This is a genomic window from Bradyrhizobium lablabi (assembly GCF_900141755.1).
Taxonomy (GTDB): domain Bacteria; phylum Pseudomonadota; class Alphaproteobacteria; order Rhizobiales; family Xanthobacteraceae; genus Bradyrhizobium; species Bradyrhizobium lablabi_A.
This window is the reverse complement of record NZ_LT670844.1, coordinates 4,778,603-4,795,221: the sequence shown is the minus strand read 5'-3', so window position 1 is coordinate 4,795,221 and position 16,619 is coordinate 4,778,603. Positions and strand designations below refer to the sequence as shown.

At 63.9% G+C, this 16,619-nt stretch carries 15 protein-coding genes; 3 read left to right on the top strand and 12 right to left on the bottom strand.

Annotation, left to right across the window (positions count from 1 at the left end; all coding sequences use genetic code 11):
- Positions 1-162 precede the first annotated feature (162 nt).
- The 7 genes from B5526_RS22265 to B5526_RS22235 form a co-directional block, all read right to left on the bottom strand.
- Positions 163-882, bottom strand: coding sequence for an ABC transporter ATP-binding protein (locus tag B5526_RS22265; RefSeq protein WP_079541657.1), 720 nt, complete (start codon positions 880-882; stop codon positions 163-165).
- Positions 875-1,642 carry an ABC transporter ATP-binding protein gene (locus B5526_RS22260; protein WP_079541655.1) on the bottom strand — a complete coding sequence of 256 codons (768 nt, stop codon included), beginning with the start codon at positions 1,640-1,642 and terminating at the stop codon, positions 875-877. Before B5526_RS22260 ends, B5526_RS22265 begins: the two co-directional genes overlap by 8 nt.
- A complete protein-coding gene (locus tag B5526_RS22255; protein ID WP_079541653.1) occupies positions 1,635-2,582 on the bottom strand; it encodes a branched-chain amino acid ABC transporter permease in 948 nt (315 codons plus the stop codon). Before B5526_RS22255 ends, B5526_RS22260 begins: the two co-directional genes overlap by 8 nt.
- A complete protein-coding gene (locus B5526_RS22250; protein ID WP_079541651.1) occupies positions 2,579-3,496 on the bottom strand; it encodes a branched-chain amino acid ABC transporter permease in 918 nt (305 codons plus the stop codon). Before B5526_RS22250 ends, B5526_RS22255 begins: the two co-directional genes overlap by 4 nt.
- 316 nt (positions 3,497-3,812) lie before the next feature.
- Entirely contained in the window at positions 3,813-4,985 is a 1,173-nt protein-coding gene (locus B5526_RS22245; protein WP_079541649.1) for an ABC transporter substrate-binding protein, read from the bottom strand.
- Between the two features lie 241 nt (positions 4,986-5,226).
- On the bottom strand, positions 5,227-6,114 hold the full coding sequence (locus tag B5526_RS22240; protein WP_079541646.1) for a sigma-70 family RNA polymerase sigma factor: 888 nt from the start codon (positions 6,112-6,114) through the stop codon (positions 5,227-5,229).
- Positions 6,115-6,144: 30 nt separating this feature from the next.
- Complete coding sequence (locus B5526_RS22235; protein WP_079545190.1) at positions 6,145-6,453, bottom strand: hypothetical protein; 309 nt, start codon at positions 6,451-6,453, stop codon at positions 6,145-6,147.
- Between the two features lie 181 nt (positions 6,454-6,634).
- Between B5526_RS22235 and B5526_RS22230 the strand changes: the two genes are divergently transcribed.
- The 3 genes from B5526_RS22230 to atzF all read left to right on the top strand — a co-directional run bounded on the left by B5526_RS22230 (position 6,635) and on the right by atzF (position 11,639).
- Positions 6,635-8,041: a DHA2 family efflux MFS transporter permease subunit gene (locus tag B5526_RS22230; protein ID WP_079541644.1), complete on the top strand. Its 1,407-nt coding sequence runs from the start codon at positions 6,635-6,637 to the stop codon at positions 8,039-8,041.
- A gap of 206 nt (positions 8,042-8,247) precedes the next feature.
- Positions 8,248-9,531, top strand: a complete 1,284-nt coding sequence (locus B5526_RS22225) for an NAD(P)/FAD-dependent oxidoreductase (protein WP_079541642.1) — start codon at positions 8,248-8,250, stop codon at positions 9,529-9,531.
- A 308-nt stretch (positions 9,532-9,839) separates the two neighbouring features.
- A complete protein-coding gene (gene atzF, locus B5526_RS22220) occupies positions 9,840-11,639 on the top strand; it encodes an allophanate hydrolase (protein ID WP_079541641.1) in 1,800 nt (599 codons plus the stop codon).
- 228 nt (positions 11,640-11,867) lie between these two features.
- Here atzF and B5526_RS22215 read toward each other — a convergent pair whose 3' ends face one another.
- From B5526_RS22215 to B5526_RS22195, 5 genes are read right to left on the bottom strand one after another with little or no spacing between them, the layout of a single operon-like run.
- Positions 11,868-12,614: a GntR family transcriptional regulator gene (locus B5526_RS22215; RefSeq protein ID WP_079541638.1), complete on the bottom strand. Its 747-nt coding sequence runs from the start codon at positions 12,612-12,614 to the stop codon at positions 11,868-11,870.
- The gene (gene hpxZ, locus B5526_RS22210) at positions 12,611-13,021 is read right to left on the bottom strand and encodes an oxalurate catabolism protein HpxZ (RefSeq protein ID WP_079541637.1); all 411 of its coding nucleotides are present in this window, start codon (positions 13,019-13,021) and stop codon (positions 12,611-12,613) included. Before hpxZ ends, B5526_RS22215 begins: the two co-directional genes overlap by 4 nt.
- Before the next feature lie 2 nt (positions 13,022-13,023).
- Positions 13,024-14,421, bottom strand: a complete 1,398-nt coding sequence (locus tag B5526_RS22205) for an AtzE family amidohydrolase (protein WP_172842084.1) — start codon at positions 14,419-14,421, stop codon at positions 13,024-13,026.
- A 7-nt stretch (positions 14,422-14,428) separates the two neighbouring features.
- A complete protein-coding gene (locus tag B5526_RS22200; protein ID WP_079545189.1) occupies positions 14,429-14,611 on the bottom strand; it encodes a DUF4089 domain-containing protein in 183 nt (60 codons plus the stop codon).
- Positions 14,612-14,634: 23 nt separating this feature from the next.
- Positions 14,635-16,458, bottom strand: a complete 1,824-nt coding sequence (locus B5526_RS22195) for a dipeptide ABC transporter ATP-binding protein (protein ID WP_079541611.1) — start codon at positions 16,456-16,458, stop codon at positions 14,635-14,637.
- Between the last annotated feature and the right edge of the window lie 161 nt (positions 16,459-16,619).

Genomic DNA, 16,619 nt, shown 5'->3' with positions numbered 1-16,619 from the left:
GCTCAACTTATCCTACAACCGAAATTTCAGCCGTCGTCCCCGCGAAAGCGGGGACCCATAGCCACCGATATTGTTTTTGAAATGGGCTGAAGCCCCAGCTCAGCATCACCACGAACATTCGTGGTTATGGGTCCCTGCTTTCGCAGGGACGACCAAAAGAAATCAAACCCCCAAATAGCGATGTTGCAAATCCGGCTCGGCAATCAGTTGCTCCGACGTGCCGCTCCAGACCGCCCGTCCCCGCTCGATGATGTAATGGCGGTCGGCGATGCGGGTCAGGTTCTCGATGTTCTTGTCGATGACCAGGACCGACTGGCCGCGCGCTTTCAGCATCGACAGGCAGTTCCAGATTTCGTCGCGGATCAGGGGCGCCAGGCCCTCGGTGGCTTCGTCGAGGATCAGGAGGCGCGGGTTGGTCATCAGCGCGCGCCCGACCGCCAGCATCTGCTGCTCGCCGCCCGACAGCGTGTTGCCCATGTTGTTGCCGCGCTCGGCAAGACGCGGAAACAGCGCGTGGATTTTTTCGAGGGTCCAGGGGTCGGGGCTGCGGAGGCGGTTGCCGGATGCGGCGACGAGGTTTTCGCGCACCGTCAGGTTCGGAAAGATCTGACGCCCCTCGGGCACCAGGCCAATTCCCAGTTGCGCGATCCGGAACGAGGGCAATTTGCGCACGTCCTGCCCGGCAAAGCGGACCGCGCCGGCGCGCGCCGGCGTCAATCCCATGATGGAGCGGATGGTGGTGGTTTTTCCCATGCCGTTGCGGCCCATCATGGCGACCATCTCGCCTGAGCGCACGATGAGCGACAGGCCGAACAGCACCTGACTCAGGCCGTAACAGGTCTCGATGCCGTCGACTTCGAGCAGGGGCGCCAAGTCAGCCATGGCGGGTCACCGCATGCTGCTCGCCGAGATAGGCGCGTTTTACTTCCTCGTTCTGACGAATTTCAGAAGGCGCGCCGGAGGCGATGACACGGCCATAGACCAAGACGCTGATACGGTCGGCGAGCGCGAACACCGCGTCCATGTCGTGCTCGACCAGCACGATGGTGACTTCGCGGCGCAGCTCCTGCAACAGCTTGACCATGCGCGAGGATTCGGTGATGCCGAGGCCAGCCATCGGCTCGTCGAGCAGCAGCACTTGCGGCGAGGTCGCGAGCGCGACCGCAAGCTCGAGCTCGCGCTGCTCGCCATGGCTCAATTTCGACACGAGCGTGTTGGCGCGTTCGACGAGTCCGACCCGTTGCAATGCGGCGAACGCGGTTGCGCGCAAGCCACTCTCCTTGCGGGCATTGCCCCAGAAGCGGAACGAGTGACCGTCATGCGCCTGGGCTGCGAGTGCGACATTGTCGATGGCCGTGAAATCGGGAAGCAGCGAGGTTATCTGAAATGAGCGCGCCAGCCCCAGCGCGCTGCGGCGCCAGGCCGGCACGCGGGTGATGTCTTGCCCGGCCAGATAAATTGTGCCGGCGTGCGGCAGCAATTGTCCGGTCAACTGGCTGATCAGCGTGGTCTTACCGGCGCCGTTGGGGCCGATGATGGCGTGCAGTTCGCCGCGCGCGACCTCGAGCGAGACATGGTCGGTCGCGACGATGCCGCCGAAACGCCGCACCAGATTTTCGACACGGAGCAAGGGGTCAGCCACGGGAAAACCTCCCCAGAACGCCGACAATGCCGCCGCGCCCGAACAGCACGATCAACAGCAGCAATGGGCCCATGATCAGCGCCCAGTATTCCGTCCATTGCGACAGAAATTCTTCGAGCATCAGATAAACGATGGCGCCGACCACCGGGCCGAACAGCGTGCCCATGCCGCCGAGGATGACCATCACCATCAGATCGCCGGAGCGGGTCCAGTACATCACGGCCGGGCTGACGAAATCGGTGTTGTTGGCGAGCAGCGCACCCGCCAGGCCGCACATCGTGCCCGCGATGACAAAACACACGAGGCGATAGCGGGTTGCGGGAAACCCGATCGCCTGCATGCGCGCCTCGTTGGAGCGCAGGCCCTGGACCACCAGGCCGAAGCGCGAATTGACGATGCGCCAGACCAGATAGATCCCAACAAACAGGCAAGTCAGGCAGAGATAATAGAACTGCACGCGGTTCGACAGATTGATCAAGCCACTGAGGTCGCTGCGCTTGTAGATGGTGAGGCCGTCGTCGCCGCCATAACGGGAAAGCGAGGAGGCGACGTAATAGGCCATCTGCGCAAACGCCAGCGTGATCATGATGAAGTAGACGCCGCGGGTGCGCAGCGACAACGCGCCGATCACGAGCGCGAACAACGCCGAGGCGAGTAGCGCCACCGGCCACTGGATAAATCCCGAGCCGATGCCCTCGGCCGCCAGAATTCCGACCGCATAGCCGCCGATCCCGAGATAGGCGGCATGGCCAAAACTCATCATGCCGCCATAGCCCATGATGAGATTGAGGCTGACGGCTGCGAGCGCGAAGATCACGATCCGGGTGAACAGCGTCAGCGCGAACACGTTACCGCTGATCGAGGTGTAGAGCGGAAGCAGCAGCAGGCCGGCAAGCACCAGCACGACGACCGCGTTGCGGGCATTGAGCTTATCCTTCATCGCCGGTTGGCCGGGAACAGCCCCTCCGGCCGCACCACCAGCACAATCGCCATCAGCATGTAGATCAGCATCGAGGACAGCGCAGGGGCTGCGGTCGAAGCGGCGGCCGAGCTCAGAATCTTCCGCAGCAAATCCGGCAGGAAGGCGCGGCCGAGCGTATCGATCAATCCGACGAAGATCGCGGCCAAAAACGCGCCACGGATCGAGCCGATGCCGCCGATCACGATGATGACGAAGGCGAGGATCAGGATGTTCTCGCCCATCCCGATCTGCACGGTGAGGATCGGCGCCTGCATCAGCCCGGCGAGGCCGGCAAGCGCAGCACCAAGTCCGAACACCAGGGTGTAGAGCAGTTTTATATTTATGCCGAGCGCGCCAATCATTTCCCGGTTGGACGCACCGGCGCGGATCAGCATGCCGAGGCGCGTTCGCATCACCACCACATAGAGAAAGGCCGCGACCAATAGCGAGACCACGATGATCGCCAGCCGATAGCTCGGATAGAACACGCCGGGCATGATCTGGATCGGCACCGTCAGCCAGGCCGGCAGCGGCAGCGCCAATCCCGCCGGGCCCCAGATCAGCCGCACCGCGTCGTTGAAAAACAGGATCAGCCCAAAAGTCGCGAGCACATGATCGAGATGATCGCGGCCGTAAAAGTGCCGCAACGCCGTGAATTCCAGTACGATGCCGAGCAACAGCGTCGCGCCGAGCGCGAGCACCGCGCCGAGCACAAAACTCCCCGTCCACATCACAAAGGTCGCGGCGAAATAGGCGCCCATCATGTAGAGCGAGCCATGCGCCAGATTGACAAAGTCCATGATGCCGAAGACCAGCGTCAGGCCCGCCGCCAGCAGGAACAGCAGCAGCCCGAACTGCAATCCGTTCAAAAATTGTTCGACGACAAGCAGCATGGAGGCTCTAGGTCATGTTGCGGTTAAGGCGCGGGCCTCATGGTTCGAGACGCGCGGCGTTGCCGCACTCCTCACCACGAGGGTAGAGAGGGACCTCATCCTGAGGAGCATCGCGAAGCGATGCGTCTCGAAGGATGAAGCCACCAGCTTGTAGGATGGGTTGAGCGAAGCGAAACCCATCAGCGATCTCGACCTGAACAAAGATGATGGGTTTCGCTTCGCTCTACCCATCCTACGCAGATCATTTGATTGCAAAACACGTGCCGACAGGAAAACGGCGGCGCGAGCGCCGCCGCCGCGGGGCATGGAGCCCCGATCACTTCATCGGACATTTGTCGTGGAAGCGATCCTGATCGTCCTTGACGATGGTGGCTACCGTTTTCAGCGACAAGGCGCCGTCGGCATCCTTCACCACGTCCTGCAGATAGAAATTCTGGATCGGGATGTGGTTGTTGCCGTATTTGAACGCGCCGCGCAGCGAGGGGAAATTCGCCTTTTCCATCGCGGCCTTCATGGCGTCCTTCTTGGAGGTGTCGCCGCCAGCCGCGACCACGGCGCTGTTGATCAGTTGCGCCGCGTCATAGGCTTGCGCGCCGTAATAAGTCGGGCGCAGGTTCGGATATTTCTTGCGGTAGTCGGCGACGAATTTCTTGTTCTGCTCGTTCGGCAAGTCGTTGACCCATTCCTGGGCGCCGGGAACGCCGATGGCGTTGTCCTTCTGCAGGGGCAGCGACAATTCGTCGATGGTGAAGGCCGTGTACAGCGGCATCTGCGCCTTCAGCCCGGCCTGCGCATATTGATTGAGGAACTGCACGCCGGCGGCACCCGGATAGAACACGAAGATCGATTCCGCGCCCGAGGCTCGCGCCTTCGACAGCTCGGCCGAGAAATCGAGCTGGGTCGGCCACACCGTATATTCCTCGCCCTTGACCTCGCCCTTGAAGGTGCTCTTGACGCCGGCCAGCATGTCCTTGCCGGCGGCATAGTTCGGGCCGATCAGGAATACCGATTTGACGCCCTTCTGGTTCATATAGAGGCCCATGGCCTGCGGGGTCTGGTCGTTCTGCCAGGAGGTCGAAAACACATAAGGCGAGCACAATTCGCCGGCGAGTTGCGAAGGGCCGGCATTGGCCGAGACCAGGAAGGTCTGCGAATCCACGGCGGTCTTCAGCGAAGCCAGCAGCACGTTCGACCAGATATAACCGGCGATGAAATCGACCTTGTCGGACTGCACAAGCTTCTCGGTCTTCTGCTTGCCGATATCGGGCTTCTGCTGATCGTCCTCATAAATCACCTCGACCGGCTTGCCGCCCATCTTGCGGCCGAGATGATCGAGCGCGAGCTCGAACGAGTTGCGCATGTCGTTGCCGATCACCGCGGTCGGGCCGCTGAACGTTGAGACAAACCCGATCTTGATGGAATCCCCGGCAAAAGCCGGTGCCGTCAGCGCCAGCGCGGTTGCGCCCGCGAGCCAAAATGCCGTTCTCATGTTCAATCCCCCTCCTCGTTATTTCATACGTTCGGCCAGCCAAGGTGACGCTGTTTTGTGCGCGAGATCGCTCGGTGGCAGCAAGCCCGATCCGCCGGCTCCCTCCTAGAACCTTCGGCTCATGCCCGGCGACCTGCACCATAGTTCGCAGCGGGCGCGGATGGCAAGAATTATAGTGCTAGTTGGGGAGGGGCGTGTAGATGGGTTTCGCAAGGGCTCAACCCAGCCTACGGCCGTGGGGTCAGACCTGATACTCGGCCCCGTCGATGACATAGGGCGCATGACGAAAATCGCGGATGGTTGCGACCTTGTCGGCGGACCACTGCAACAGCACAAAATATTTCGGCCCCGCGCCGGGCGCGTTCGGATCGAACACCAGGATGGCGGGGCGCTGCTCCACCAGCCCCGGCACCAGGTGCCAGTCGCTGATCTTGGAATAGTTTCCAAAATACCGGGAAACTTCGGCCTTGCCGTTCAAGCGCGTCTTGTTGACGAGTTCGAGCCGCACATCGTCGGCGACCATGGCGCGAATCGCATCGAAATCCCGCGCGTTGAAATGCGCGACATATTTGCCGAGGCGATCGCGATCGGCCTCCGACAGTTTCGGCTGCGGCAGTTCGTCCGGCTCGCCCGCGAATTCGCGAAGCTGCGCGCGGCCACGATGCAGCGCCGCCTTCACCGCCGGCAGCGTGAAATCCAGGACGTCGCAGACTTCCCGGAGCGAGCAGCCGAGCACGTCCATCAGGATCACGCTGGAGCGCTGGGCGGGCGGCAGCCGCATGAAGGTGCGCAGGCTTGTGCTGGCAAATTCATGGGCCGCGACGGTGTCGGCGGGATCGGCAATCATGTCCACCTCCTCGCCCGATTGAAGAGCCTGCTGGCGGTTGCGGCGCCGCAAAAAGTCCAGTGCGGTGTTGTGCACGATCCGGAACAGCCAGGCTTGCGGATTTTGAAGCGGGACGGCGGACGCAAACGCCTCCACCGCCTTGATCAGCGCGTCCTGCAGCACGTCCTCGCCATCGATCACCGAGCCGACCATGCGCGCGCAATAGCGATGCAGCTTTGGCCGCATCGCGGCGAGCAGGCCGTCGATGCCGGCTGCGGCCGATGCATCAGGCGCCTTGCTCATTCTGCCGTCCGCATTTTCATATTCCCTGACTCAACCTTCATTCAGCATCCGATAATTGCCGACGATGGTAACGCCGCCGAATACCGGAGGCTCGGCACAACGTTCGCGAACCCCGCTCTGGAACGCCTGAAACGACGCCAGTTGCGGTAGCGCATTGGTGCCGTCATCGGCTTCGGTCTCGACGAAATGCACGAACGTGCCGTCATCTAGCCGCAGCGATAGATAGCGCAAGCCCTCCGGCTTCGCGGCCTTCAATTCCTCGAACACGCCCGCGATCAATTCCGCGTTCTTGCCGGTCATCTCGGGCTTTGTCTTATACCTGATCAAGGTCCGTTTCATCATTCTCTCCATGGCAGGGTCCACGATAGCGAAATCATCGCCTCTCACCCCCCTGACGTTTGGAACCATCAATAGGATTCGGCCGCAAAAAATATTTTTCGACCGCGTCTTTTCAGGGATCCCCGTTCGTCTGTTCACGAGGCGCCCCCTGAGGCGGCTTTGAGGCGAGCGGAGAAAGACCATGCAGGAATCGGATGTAGGAAGCGGACAGAATTGGGTGCTTGGCGTGACCGCGCTGGCCTCCTTCATGATGGCGCTGGATGCGCAGGTCATCACCACGGCCTTTGCCACCATCCGCGCCGATCTCGGCGCCTCGGTCGAGACGCTGCAATGGACGGTCAACGCCTATAATCTGACTTTTGCCGTGCTGCTGCTCACCGGTGCGGCGCTGGGCGACCGTTTCGGGCGCCGGCGCATGTTTGCCGCCGGCATTGCGGTGTTTACCCTCGCCTCAGTGGCCTGCGCGCTGTCGGGCAGCGTGGGCGAGTTGATCGCGGCGCGATCCGCGCAAGGCGCCGGCGCCGCCTTGGTGATGCCGCTCGCGATGGCGATCCTAAGCGGCGCATTCGCAAAAGAAGAGCGCGCGCGGGCGCTCGGGATTTTCAGCGGCATCACCGGATTTGCCCTCATCATCGGCCCCGCGATCGGCGGCTTCATCACGGCAAATTTTGGCTGGCGATGGATTTTTTGGATCAACCTACCGATCGGCGTCATCGCCATCGCGCTGGTGCAGGCACGGTTGCGCGAGAGCTTTGGGCCCAAAGCCGCGCTGGATATTGTTGGACTGATCATTGTCGCCGCCGCCGCATTGGCGCTGGTATGGGGCCTGTTGCGCGGCAACGTCGCGGGATGGGAGAGCCCCGAAGTGCTGACGGCCCTCATCGTCGGAATGCTGCTGACCGCGGCTTTTGTCTTTTGGGAGCAGCGCGCGCGGGAGCCGATGGTGCCGATGCGACTGTTTCGGGCGCGGGCGTTTTCCGCCGGCATGAGTTCGAGTTTCGCATTCTATGCGGCGATGTACGGGGTCCTGTTTCTCTTGCCGCAGTTTCTGCAAACCACGCTCGGCTTTGGACCACTTGGCGCCGGCTTGCGGTTATTGCCCTGGACCGCAACCCTGTTCGTGACCGCGCCGGTCGCGGGCGCCGTCGTCAACAAGGTCGGCGAACGGCCGCTGGTCGTGACGGGATTGTTGATGCAGGCGATCGGCCTCGGCTGGATCGCGATGATTGCGTCGCCCGGCATCGCCTATGCACACCTGATCGCGCCGCTGGCGCTCGCAGGCGTCGGCGTCTCGATGGCGATGCCGGCGGCGCAAAATGCGATTCTTGGTTCGGTCGCGGTGACCGAGATGGGCAAGGCGTCCGGCGTCTTCAACATGGGACGCTTTCTCGGCGGCGCGTTCGGCATCGCCGCCCTGGTCACGGTATTCTCCGCAAACGGATCGGTCCATTCGCCTGCCGCGTTCAGCGCAGGTTTTGGGGCGGCGATGACGCTGGCGTCGGCACTTTCGCTGCTCGGAGCTATTGCCGGCTTGTGGCTGCCGGCGCGCAATCGCGTCGCCCTTGCGGAACTGCCCCGGAGCGCATGACGGCTCTCTTCTCCCTCGCCCCGCCCTTGCGGGGAGAGCGTTGGGGTGAGGGGCTCGCGCGGCATATTCAGAACTCGCGGATAGTCCCCCTCACCTCTCCCCGCAAGCGGGGAGAGGTGAGGGAAGATCGGCCTTGGAGCGGGATCGCAAGATGCCTACATAGTTCGAAGCTGCGGTGGAACCTTGCAACCTAAGGCGGCTTTGACATGACGACCGAGCCCACGCGACCAGCAAAACCCCATCGTGTGGTGATCGTTGGCGCCGGTTTTGGTGGATTGGAAGCAACCTTTGGGCTCGCGGGCGCGCCGGTCGCAATCACACTGGTCGACCGGCGCAATCACCATCTGTTCCAGCCGCTGCTCTATCAGGTCGCGACCGCATCGCTAGCCACATCAGAGATCGCCTGGCCGATCCGCTATCTGTTGCGCGACCGCCCCGAGGTGACGACCTTGTTCGCCACCGTCTCTGGCGTCGATGCGCAAGCAAAGCGCGTGCTGCTCGATGACGGCGACGCGATACCATATGATACGCTCGTTCTCGCCACCGGCGCGCGCCACGCTTATTTCGGCCATGACGAATGGGAGCCGTTCGCGCCGGGCTTGAAAACGCTGGAAGACGCCACCACGCTGCGGCGGCGCATCCTGGTCGCGTTCGAGCGCGCCGAGCGCGAGACCGATCCAGAGCGGCGCGCCGCGCTTCTGACGTTTGTCATCGTCGGCGCGGGACCGACCGGCGTCGAACTCGCCGGCACCATCGCCGAACTGGCGCACGACACGCTGGCGCCCGACTTCCGCAACATCGATACCCACAAGGCGCGCGTCGTGCTGATCGAGGCGGGGCCGCGCGTACTGGCGGGTTTTGCCGACGATCTCTCGGCCTATGCGCAGCGCTCGCTGCAAAGTCTCGGCGTCGAGGTCGTGCTGGGAAAGGCAGTCACCGAATGCAGCGCCGACGGCGTCGTCTATGGCAGCGAGAGGCTGCAAGCAAAAACCCTGATCTGGGCCGCCGGCGTGCGCGCTTCGCCCGCCGCCGAATGGTTGTCAGTCGCGGCCGACCGCGCCGGCCGCCTGCAAGTCGAGCCCGATCTCAGCGTACCCGGCCATCCCGATATTTTCGCCGTTGGCGATACCGTCGTGATCGCGGGCCCGGATGGCAAGCCGGTGCCAGGCATTGCGCCGGCGGCCAAGCAGCAGGGCCGCTATGTCGCCGACTTGATAAAAGCGCGGCTGCGCGGTGGTACTTGCCCGCCGTTCCGCTACAAGCATGCCGGCAGCCTGGCGCAGATCGGCAAGCGCAAGGCGGTGATCGATTTCGGAACGCTAAAACTGCGCGGCGCGATTGCATGGTGGATCTGGGGCATCGCCCACATCTATTTCCTGATCGGCCTGCGCAACCGGCTCAGCGTCTCACTGAGCTGGCTGTGGGTCTATATGCGCGATCAGCGCGCGGCGCGGCTGATCACGCAGGGCAGCAGCAAGGTGGTCAGCTGACCGGGCCTGCATCTTCACGATGGCCCTGCTCATAAAATGAGCAAACGCGATTGACGCGGCCCAAGCACGCCCGCAAAATAGCGATCAAGCGTTTGATAATACGAGTTGATTTTCGCAAGCCCATGCTGCAATTCCGGTGTACATATGGCACACCGCTTGCTTCGATCAGGGAGAATTTCCGCCTCCCGGAGCGCAGTCGATAATGGCGACCCTCGGCCACCCCTTCCGTTTCGCACCGGAGACGCTTGTTTGCCGCACCTATCGATGCAGCTCATGTCTGATCGGGCGATTTTTGATCGGGGTTTTGCGTGACTGAAACCGTCGCCGCGATCGTCGCCGCCCATCGCGCCGGCACCGTTTCGCCTGCCGAAACCGTCGCGCGCAGTTTTGCGCGCATTCGCGCGCATGACGATCCCGCGATCTTCATCAGCCTGCGCGATGAAAAGGAGGCCGTCGCGGAAGCCGAAGCGCTGGGCGCGAGGAAAGACGCACGCCACCTTCCGCTCCTTGGCGTTCCCGTCGGCGTGAAGGACAATATCGACGCCTTGGGTCTTGCCACCACCGCCGCCTGCCCGGCGTTTTCCTACATGCCCTCGCACGATGCGACCGCGGTGGCGCGGCTGCGCGCGGCCGGCGCCATTGTCGTCGGCAAGACCAATCTCGACCAATTCGCCACCGGCCTCGTCGGCGTGCGCTCGCCCTATGGCATCCCCAAAAACCCTTTGCGCGGCGATTTGATTCCGGGCGGATCGAGTACCGGATCGGGCATCGCGGTATCGGCCGGACTGGTGCCGCTGGCCCTGGGCACCGATACCGCGGGCTCGGGCCGCGTGCCGGCGATGCTCAACAACATCGTCGGGCTAAAGCCGAGCCTCGGGCTGATCTCGACCGCAGGGCTGGTGCCGGCGTGCCGGACGCTCGATTGCGTGTCGGTGTTCTCGCTCACCGTCGACGACGCGATGACGGCGCTGACCGCGATCGCCGGTCCCGACGGCGCCGATCCCTATTCGCGCAACCGGCCGCTTTCCGAGATGACGCCGTTTCCCGCTAACCTCAGGCTCGGTGTGCCCCGCAGCGGGCAGTTGATCTTCTTCGGCGACAAGGCGTCGGAGAAGGCCTATGGCGACACGCTGAAGCGCTGGACCGCGCTCGGCGCCACCTTGGTCGAGTTCGATCTCGAACCGTTCTATGAGACCGCGCGGCTGCTCTATGAGGGCCCCTGGGTCGCCGAGCGCTATCTCGTGATCCGCAACCTTTTGGCGTCCTCGCCGGAGGCGATCCATCCGGTGACGCGCGAGATCATCATCGCTGGCGCGCGGCTTTCCGCCGCCGACACCTTCGCCGCGCTGTACCGGCTGCAGGCGCTGCGCAAGATCGCCGAGCGCGCTTTTGCTCATATCGACGCCGTGGTGCTGCCGACGGCGCCGACCGTGTATTCCACCGCGCAGGTGCTCGCCAATCCGCTCGAGCTCAATTCCAGGCTCGGCACCTACACCAATTTCGTCAATCTGCTCGACCTCTGCGGCCTGGCGCTGCCGGCGGCGATGCGCCCCGATGGCGCGCCGTTCGGCATCACGCTATTGGCGCCGGCCGGGCACGACGCGCAACTCGCCAGCATCGGCCGGGTCTTTCATGCCGATACCAAACTGCCGATGGGCGCGCGCGGCCTGCCGCAAGCACCGCTTGCGCCCTTGTCGGCAAACGTCGCGGCGGAGGAGATCGCGATTGCGGTGGTCGGCGCGCATCTTTCGGGGATGGCGCTGAACGGCGAACTGAAAGGATTCGGCGGACGCTTGCTGGAGGCGACCTCGACCGCGCCGGACTATAGGCTCTATGCGCTGGAAACCACGCCGCCGAAGCCGGGCATGCTGCGCGTGCAAGCGGGAAGCGGATCGTCGATCGAACTGGAAATCTGGGCGTTGCCGGCGGCGGCGTTCGGAAAATTCGTCGCCGCGATCCCGCCGCCGCTGTCGATCGGCACCATCCGTCTGGCCGACGGCCGCGGCGTCAAAGGCTTTCTGGTCGAAGCCGCCGACATCAACGGCGCCCGCGACATCTCCGCCTTCTCAGGCTGGCGCGCGTTCGTGGCGGAAGCGGCGGCGGGATAAGCTTTCTCCGCTCCCTCGCCCCGCCCTTGCGGGGAGAGGGCGTAGGCGGCCTATGGCCGCCGTTCTTGATAGAAGAACGCCGATGCGGAGCATCGGCTATGGTGAGGGGCTGTCGCCGCGAATTCTGAAGATAACGTATGCGGTGAGTCCCCCTCACCCGAAATTCTCGCAATGCGAGAATTTCGACCTCTCCCCGCAAGCGGGGCGAGGTAAGAAAGCGCCGCCGGCTTACGGCGCTTCGTGCCCCACCGCGTAGATCTCGTATTCGTCGCGCACCAGTTCGATATGGGCGCGCATCGCGATTGCCGCGCCGACCTTGTCGCCGCGCATGATCGCCACCACGACGCGGTCGTGCTCGGCGTGCGATTTGGCGAGCCGCCCGAGATTGCGGAATTGGGCGCGACGGAACGGCTGCACCCGCACCCGCGTCGCCAGCGTGATCTCGGCGATATAGGCATTCTGCGATCCGGCATAGATCGCATTGTGAAACCGCTCGTTGACTTCGTGAAAACGATCCGGATTGCCGGCATAGCTCAATACCCGCAATTCCTCGTGGATCGCTTCCAGCCGGTGCCGCTCCACCGCCTGCATTCGCTCGGCGGCAAGGCCCGCGCACAGCGCCTCCAGTTCGCCCATCGCCTCGAACATCCCGGTCAGCCGGTCGATCGAGGGCCGCGCCACCACCGCGCCGCGATGCGCCCGCGCATCGACCAGGCCCGAGGCCGCGAGCTGGCGCAGCGCCTCGCGGACCGGCGTGCGCGACACATTGAAGCGCCGCGCGATGTCGGTCTCATCCAGCGCCGCGCCCGGCGGCAATGCACCGCGCACGATTTCGTCGGCGAGCTGCAGCCGCAACTCCTCGGCGCGGGTGATCTTGTCCGGATAGGGCGAGGCGCGGTCGACGCGGCGCACGACCGGCTCCAGCTCGCCGGCTGGACGTTGTGGAGCGCCGGTCGGAAGATCGTCAAGACTCATGTCTTTTGGTCCGTCTTGTTGTCCCCGGGTTCGTCGATGATGCTGACATGGGCGGCAACAATTCTCCAGCCCTCGGGAAATCTTACCCATGTCTGCATCTGCCGTCCCACTCTACCGGGCAGCGTATCGCGATAAAACAGCGTCGAGGCGACCGCGGTGTCGCGGCCATAGGTCGTGATCACGGTCTTGGCGGTCCTGCGGTTCAACCCGATCGGCGAGCGCGCGGCGCGAAACGCCATAATCGCGTCGTAACCGTAGAGATTTTCGCCGGTGCCATAACGAAGCGTGCGCGCATCGGCGCGAAACAATTCGTCGAGCACGGCGACGTCGTTGCCGACCAGCGCCTGTTCGTAGCGCGCGAACTGCGCCGTCACCTCAGCGAGGACCTCGGGGAGATCGACCTGCATGTTCAAATTCCCCTCGGCGGCGGCGCGGAAGCAACGCCCGCGCGCTCCAGCGCGAAGGCGACCCGCAGCGCGATATCTTCGCGCCAGGGCGCGGCAATGATCTGGACGCCGATCGGCATCGGCTGCAGCGGAACGGGAACGGCAACCACCGGAAGACCGATGAAGGAAATCGGCTGGGTGTGGACGCCCATATTGGGGCGCACCAGCATTTCGACGCCGTCGAGCATGAAAGTCGTCTGCCCGAGTTTCGGTGCGACGCAAGGCGTCGCCGGAGCGAGGATCACATCGACCGACTTGAACAGCTCCAGCACCTTCGCGCGATACCAGCGGCGGAATTTTTGCGCGCGGTCGACCAGCGGCGCCGGGATCATCGCACCCGCCAGCAAGCGGTCGCGCACTGCAAAATCGAAATCGCTCGGCCGCCGGCGCAGGCGATCGAGATGCAGCGACGCGCCTTCGCTAGCCGTGATGACGTAGGCGGCGGCGCGGGCGCGCGCGGCTTCGGGAATTTCGACGGTGCGCGTGGTCCCGAGCGCTTTCGCAACGCGCGCCACGGCCTCGGTGGCTTCCGGGAAAACGTTGTTCTGGAAATAACCGCCGGCGACCGCGATCCGCAAACCGCCGATGTCCTCTGCGAGCAGCGACATCACCGGCTCGGCCGGCCGGGTCGTGCACGCCGCATCCTCCGGGTCGGGTCCCTGCATGGCGTCATAGGACAGCGCCAGATCGGTTACGCTGCGCGCGAACGGGCCGAGATGATCGAAGCTATAGACGAACGGAAACGATCTCGCGCGCGACAGCCGGCCATAGGTCGGCTTCAGTCCAAAGATTCCGCAAAAAGACGACGGCACCCGGATCGAACCGTTGGTGTCCGAGCCCAGCGCCAAGGGCACCAGGCCGCCGCCGACCGCGCCGCCGGAGCCGCCCGACGAACCGCCGGTCATCCGCATCAGATCATGCGGATTGCGCGAGGGGCCGTCATGCGCGTTCTCGCCGGTGAAGTCGTAGGCGTATTCGCCCATATTGAGCGCGCCGACCAGCACGGCGCCGGCGGCCTCCATGCGCTCGATCAACGTGGCGTCGCGTGGCGACGGTTTCAGGTCGCGGTTGATCTTCGATCCGGCGCGGGTCGAGAGCCCCTTGACGTCGAACAGGTTCTTAACCGCGAACGGCACGCCGGCGAGCGGGCCGGCATTTTGTCCGGCCGTAACGGCGGCATCGATCGCGCGGGCCTTGGCGCGTGCGCGCTCCGCGGTGACGTCGGTGAAGGAATTCAGAAGCGGATCATGCTTGGCGATCCGCGCCAGCGCCGCCTCGGTCACGTCAAGGGCCGACAGTTTCCGGCCCCTCACAGCCTCCGCGATTTCCGAGGCCGACAGCCCGTCCGAGTGAGCGGTCATGGCAAAATCAGGCTGCAAAGACACTGGCCGGCTCGATTTCGTCAGGCAACGCGAATTCATCGACCAGCCGCGCCACCCGCAACGACATTTCGAGATTGGCTTTGACCGCCGGCTTCCAGGCCTCCTCGATGGAAAGGCCCAGGACCTTCGAGGCGGCCTCGATATACTCGTCAAGCGGGTCAGCGGCCATCATTCTCTCATCGGTAGCAGCGTTCAGTGAACCGGCAACGGCGGGTGAGGAATAGCCGTCAGCAGTTCCCTTGTATAGGCATCCTGCGGATCACCCAAGACCCGTTCGGACGGCCCCTGCTCCACGATCCGACCCGCCCGCATCACAATGACGCGATCACACAGCAACCGCACCACATTCAGATCGTGCGACACGAACAGATAGCTCATGCCCATCGACGCCTTCAAATCCTGCAGCAGATTCAACACCACCGCCTGCACCGAGACGTCGAGCGCCGCGGTCGGCTCGTCGAGAATGACCAGTTTGGGATGCAGCGCGATGGCGCGTGCGATGCCGACACGGGCCTTCTGGCCGCCCGACAATTGATGCGGGAAACGATCCAGCAGATTGACCGGCAGGCCGACCATTTCAGCCAATTCCTCGCAGCGGTCGCGCAAGGCGTCGCGGCCCCGGATGCCGCCGAGTTGCATGATCGGATCGGCGATGGCGCGCGCTGCCGTAAAACGCGGATTGAGGCTGTCGGTCGGGTCCTGGAACACCATCTGGATGCTCTTGCGCAGCGGCAGCCGCGCAAAGGCGTTGGGCAGGATGTTGCCGATCTCGTCACCGTCGAAGGCGATGCGGCCCGAGGTCTGGTCGAGCAGCCGCATCACCATCATCGAGGTGGTGGATTTGCCGCAGCCGGACTCGCCGACCAGACCGACGCTTTCGCCACGGCCGACGCTGAAACTGATGCCGTCGACCGCGCGGAAATTTTCAAGCTCCACCGGCGGCTTGCGCCCGAACAATTTGCCGAGCGTGGCCGTCGCGCCCTGGCGCGGATATTCCTTGACCAGAGTTTCGACGAGGAGGAGCGGTTGCTTCTCCCTCTCCCCGCTCTTCGCGGGGAGAGGGTCGGGGTGAGGGGCTCGCTCCACGAGCGCAGTCCGCGGAGAGTCCCCCTCACCCGGATTGCTGCGCAATCCGACCTCTCCCCGCAAGCGGGGCGAGGTTGAAGAAGGTGAGATCGGAGGAAGCGCCGCCTCCTCCTCCGGCAACAGGTCGCGCAAGGAGACGCCGAGCCGCGGCGTCGCGCGCATCAGCTTCTTGGTGTAGGCGTGCTCGGGTTTTGCAAAGATGTCCGCCGACAGCGCGGTTTCGACCACGCGGCCCTTCTCCATCACCACCACGCGATTGCAATAGGCGGCGGCTAGGCCCAGATCATGCGTGATCAGGATGGTCGACATGCCCCGGCGTTTTGTCAGCTCGACGATCAGATCCATCACGGCTTTTTGCGTGGTGACATCGAGGCCGGTGGTCGGCTCGTCGGCAATCAGAAGCTGCGGATTGCAGGCCAGCGCCAGCGCGATCACCACGCGCTGGCACATGCCGCCCGACAATTCGAACGGATAGGCGTGATAGCGCTCGCGGGGGCGCGCGATCTTGACCTGTTCCAGCGCCTCGATCGCCTTCTCGCCGACCTGGGCCTTGTCGACCTGGACGTGCTGCAACAGCACATCCTCGATCTGGCGGCCGATCTTGCGGATCGGATTGAGCGCCAGCCGCGGGCTCTGGAAGATCATCGACATTTCGCGGCCGCGCAGGTCGCGCATCTGGTCCTCGGTCGCCGCCTTGACATCGACGCCGGAGAAGGTGACCGAACCTTCGGCGATCTTGCCGGCGCGGTCGAGAATCCGCATCACCGCGTAGGAGGTGACGGATTTGCCGGAGCCGGATTCGCCGACAATACCGAGCGTCTCGCCCTTGGCGACCGATATGTTGACGTGCTGCACGGCTTTGACGATGCCGCGCCGGGTGGCGAATTCGACGGTGAGATCGCTGACGTCGAGCAGCGGCTGCGCGGTCATTTCAGAATCTCCGCACAGGAGGTCGGCTCCCTCGCCCCGTTCTTACGGGGAGAGGGTTGGGGTGAGGGGCCTCTATCAGCGAATGCAGGAGGCGGTGGAGTACGCGGAGGGTCCCCCTCACCCGGATCGCAAGAGCGACATAGCCGAAGCTTCGCTTCGGC

What these genes read in the sequence shown, in the direction of transcription:
- B5526_RS22265 (WP_079541657.1), bottom strand. Translation starts at nt 882, where the DNA reads ATGGCTGACTTGGCGCCCCTGCTCGAAGTCGACGGCATCGAGACCTGT.
- B5526_RS22255 (WP_079541653.1), bottom strand. Translation starts at nt 2,582, where the DNA reads ATGAAGGATAAGCTCAATGCCCGCAACGCGGTCGTCGTGCTGGTGCTT.
- B5526_RS22250 (WP_079541651.1), bottom strand. Translation starts at nt 3,496, where the DNA reads ATGCTGCTTGTCGTCGAACAATTTTTGAACGGATTGCAGTTCGGGCTG.
- B5526_RS22245 (WP_079541649.1), bottom strand. Translation starts at nt 4,985, where the DNA reads ATGAGAACGGCATTTTGGCTCGCGGGCGCAACCGCGCTGGCGCTGACG.
- B5526_RS22240 (WP_079541646.1), bottom strand. Translation starts at nt 6,114, where the DNA reads ATGAGCAAGGCGCCTGATGCATCGGCCGCAGCCGGCATCGACGGCCTG.
- B5526_RS22235 (WP_079545190.1), bottom strand. Translation starts at nt 6,453, where the DNA reads ATGAAACGGACCTTGATCAGGTATAAGACAAAGCCCGAGATGACCGGC.
- B5526_RS22230 (WP_079541644.1), top strand. Translation starts at nt 6,635, where the DNA reads ATGCAGGAATCGGATGTAGGAAGCGGACAGAATTGGGTGCTTGGCGTG.
- B5526_RS22225 (WP_079541642.1), top strand. Translation starts at nt 8,248, where the DNA reads ATGACGACCGAGCCCACGCGACCAGCAAAACCCCATCGTGTGGTGATC.
- B5526_RS22215 (WP_079541638.1), bottom strand. Translation starts at nt 12,614, where the DNA reads ATGAGTCTTGACGATCTTCCGACCGGCGCTCCACAACGTCCAGCCGGC.
- hpxZ (WP_079541637.1), bottom strand. Translation starts at nt 13,021, where the DNA reads ATGCAGGTCGATCTCCCCGAGGTCCTCGCTGAGGTGACGGCGCAGTTC.
- B5526_RS22205 (WP_172842084.1), bottom strand. Translation starts at nt 14,421, where the DNA reads ATGACCGCTCACTCGGACGGGCTGTCGGCCTCGGAAATCGCGGAGGCT.
- B5526_RS22200 (WP_079545189.1), bottom strand. Translation starts at nt 14,611, where the DNA reads ATGGCCGCTGACCCGCTTGACGAGTATATCGAGGCCGCCTCGAAGGTC.
- B5526_RS22195 (WP_079541611.1), bottom strand. Translation starts at nt 16,458, where the DNA reads ATGACCGCGCAGCCGCTGCTCGACGTCAGCGATCTCACCGTCGAATTC.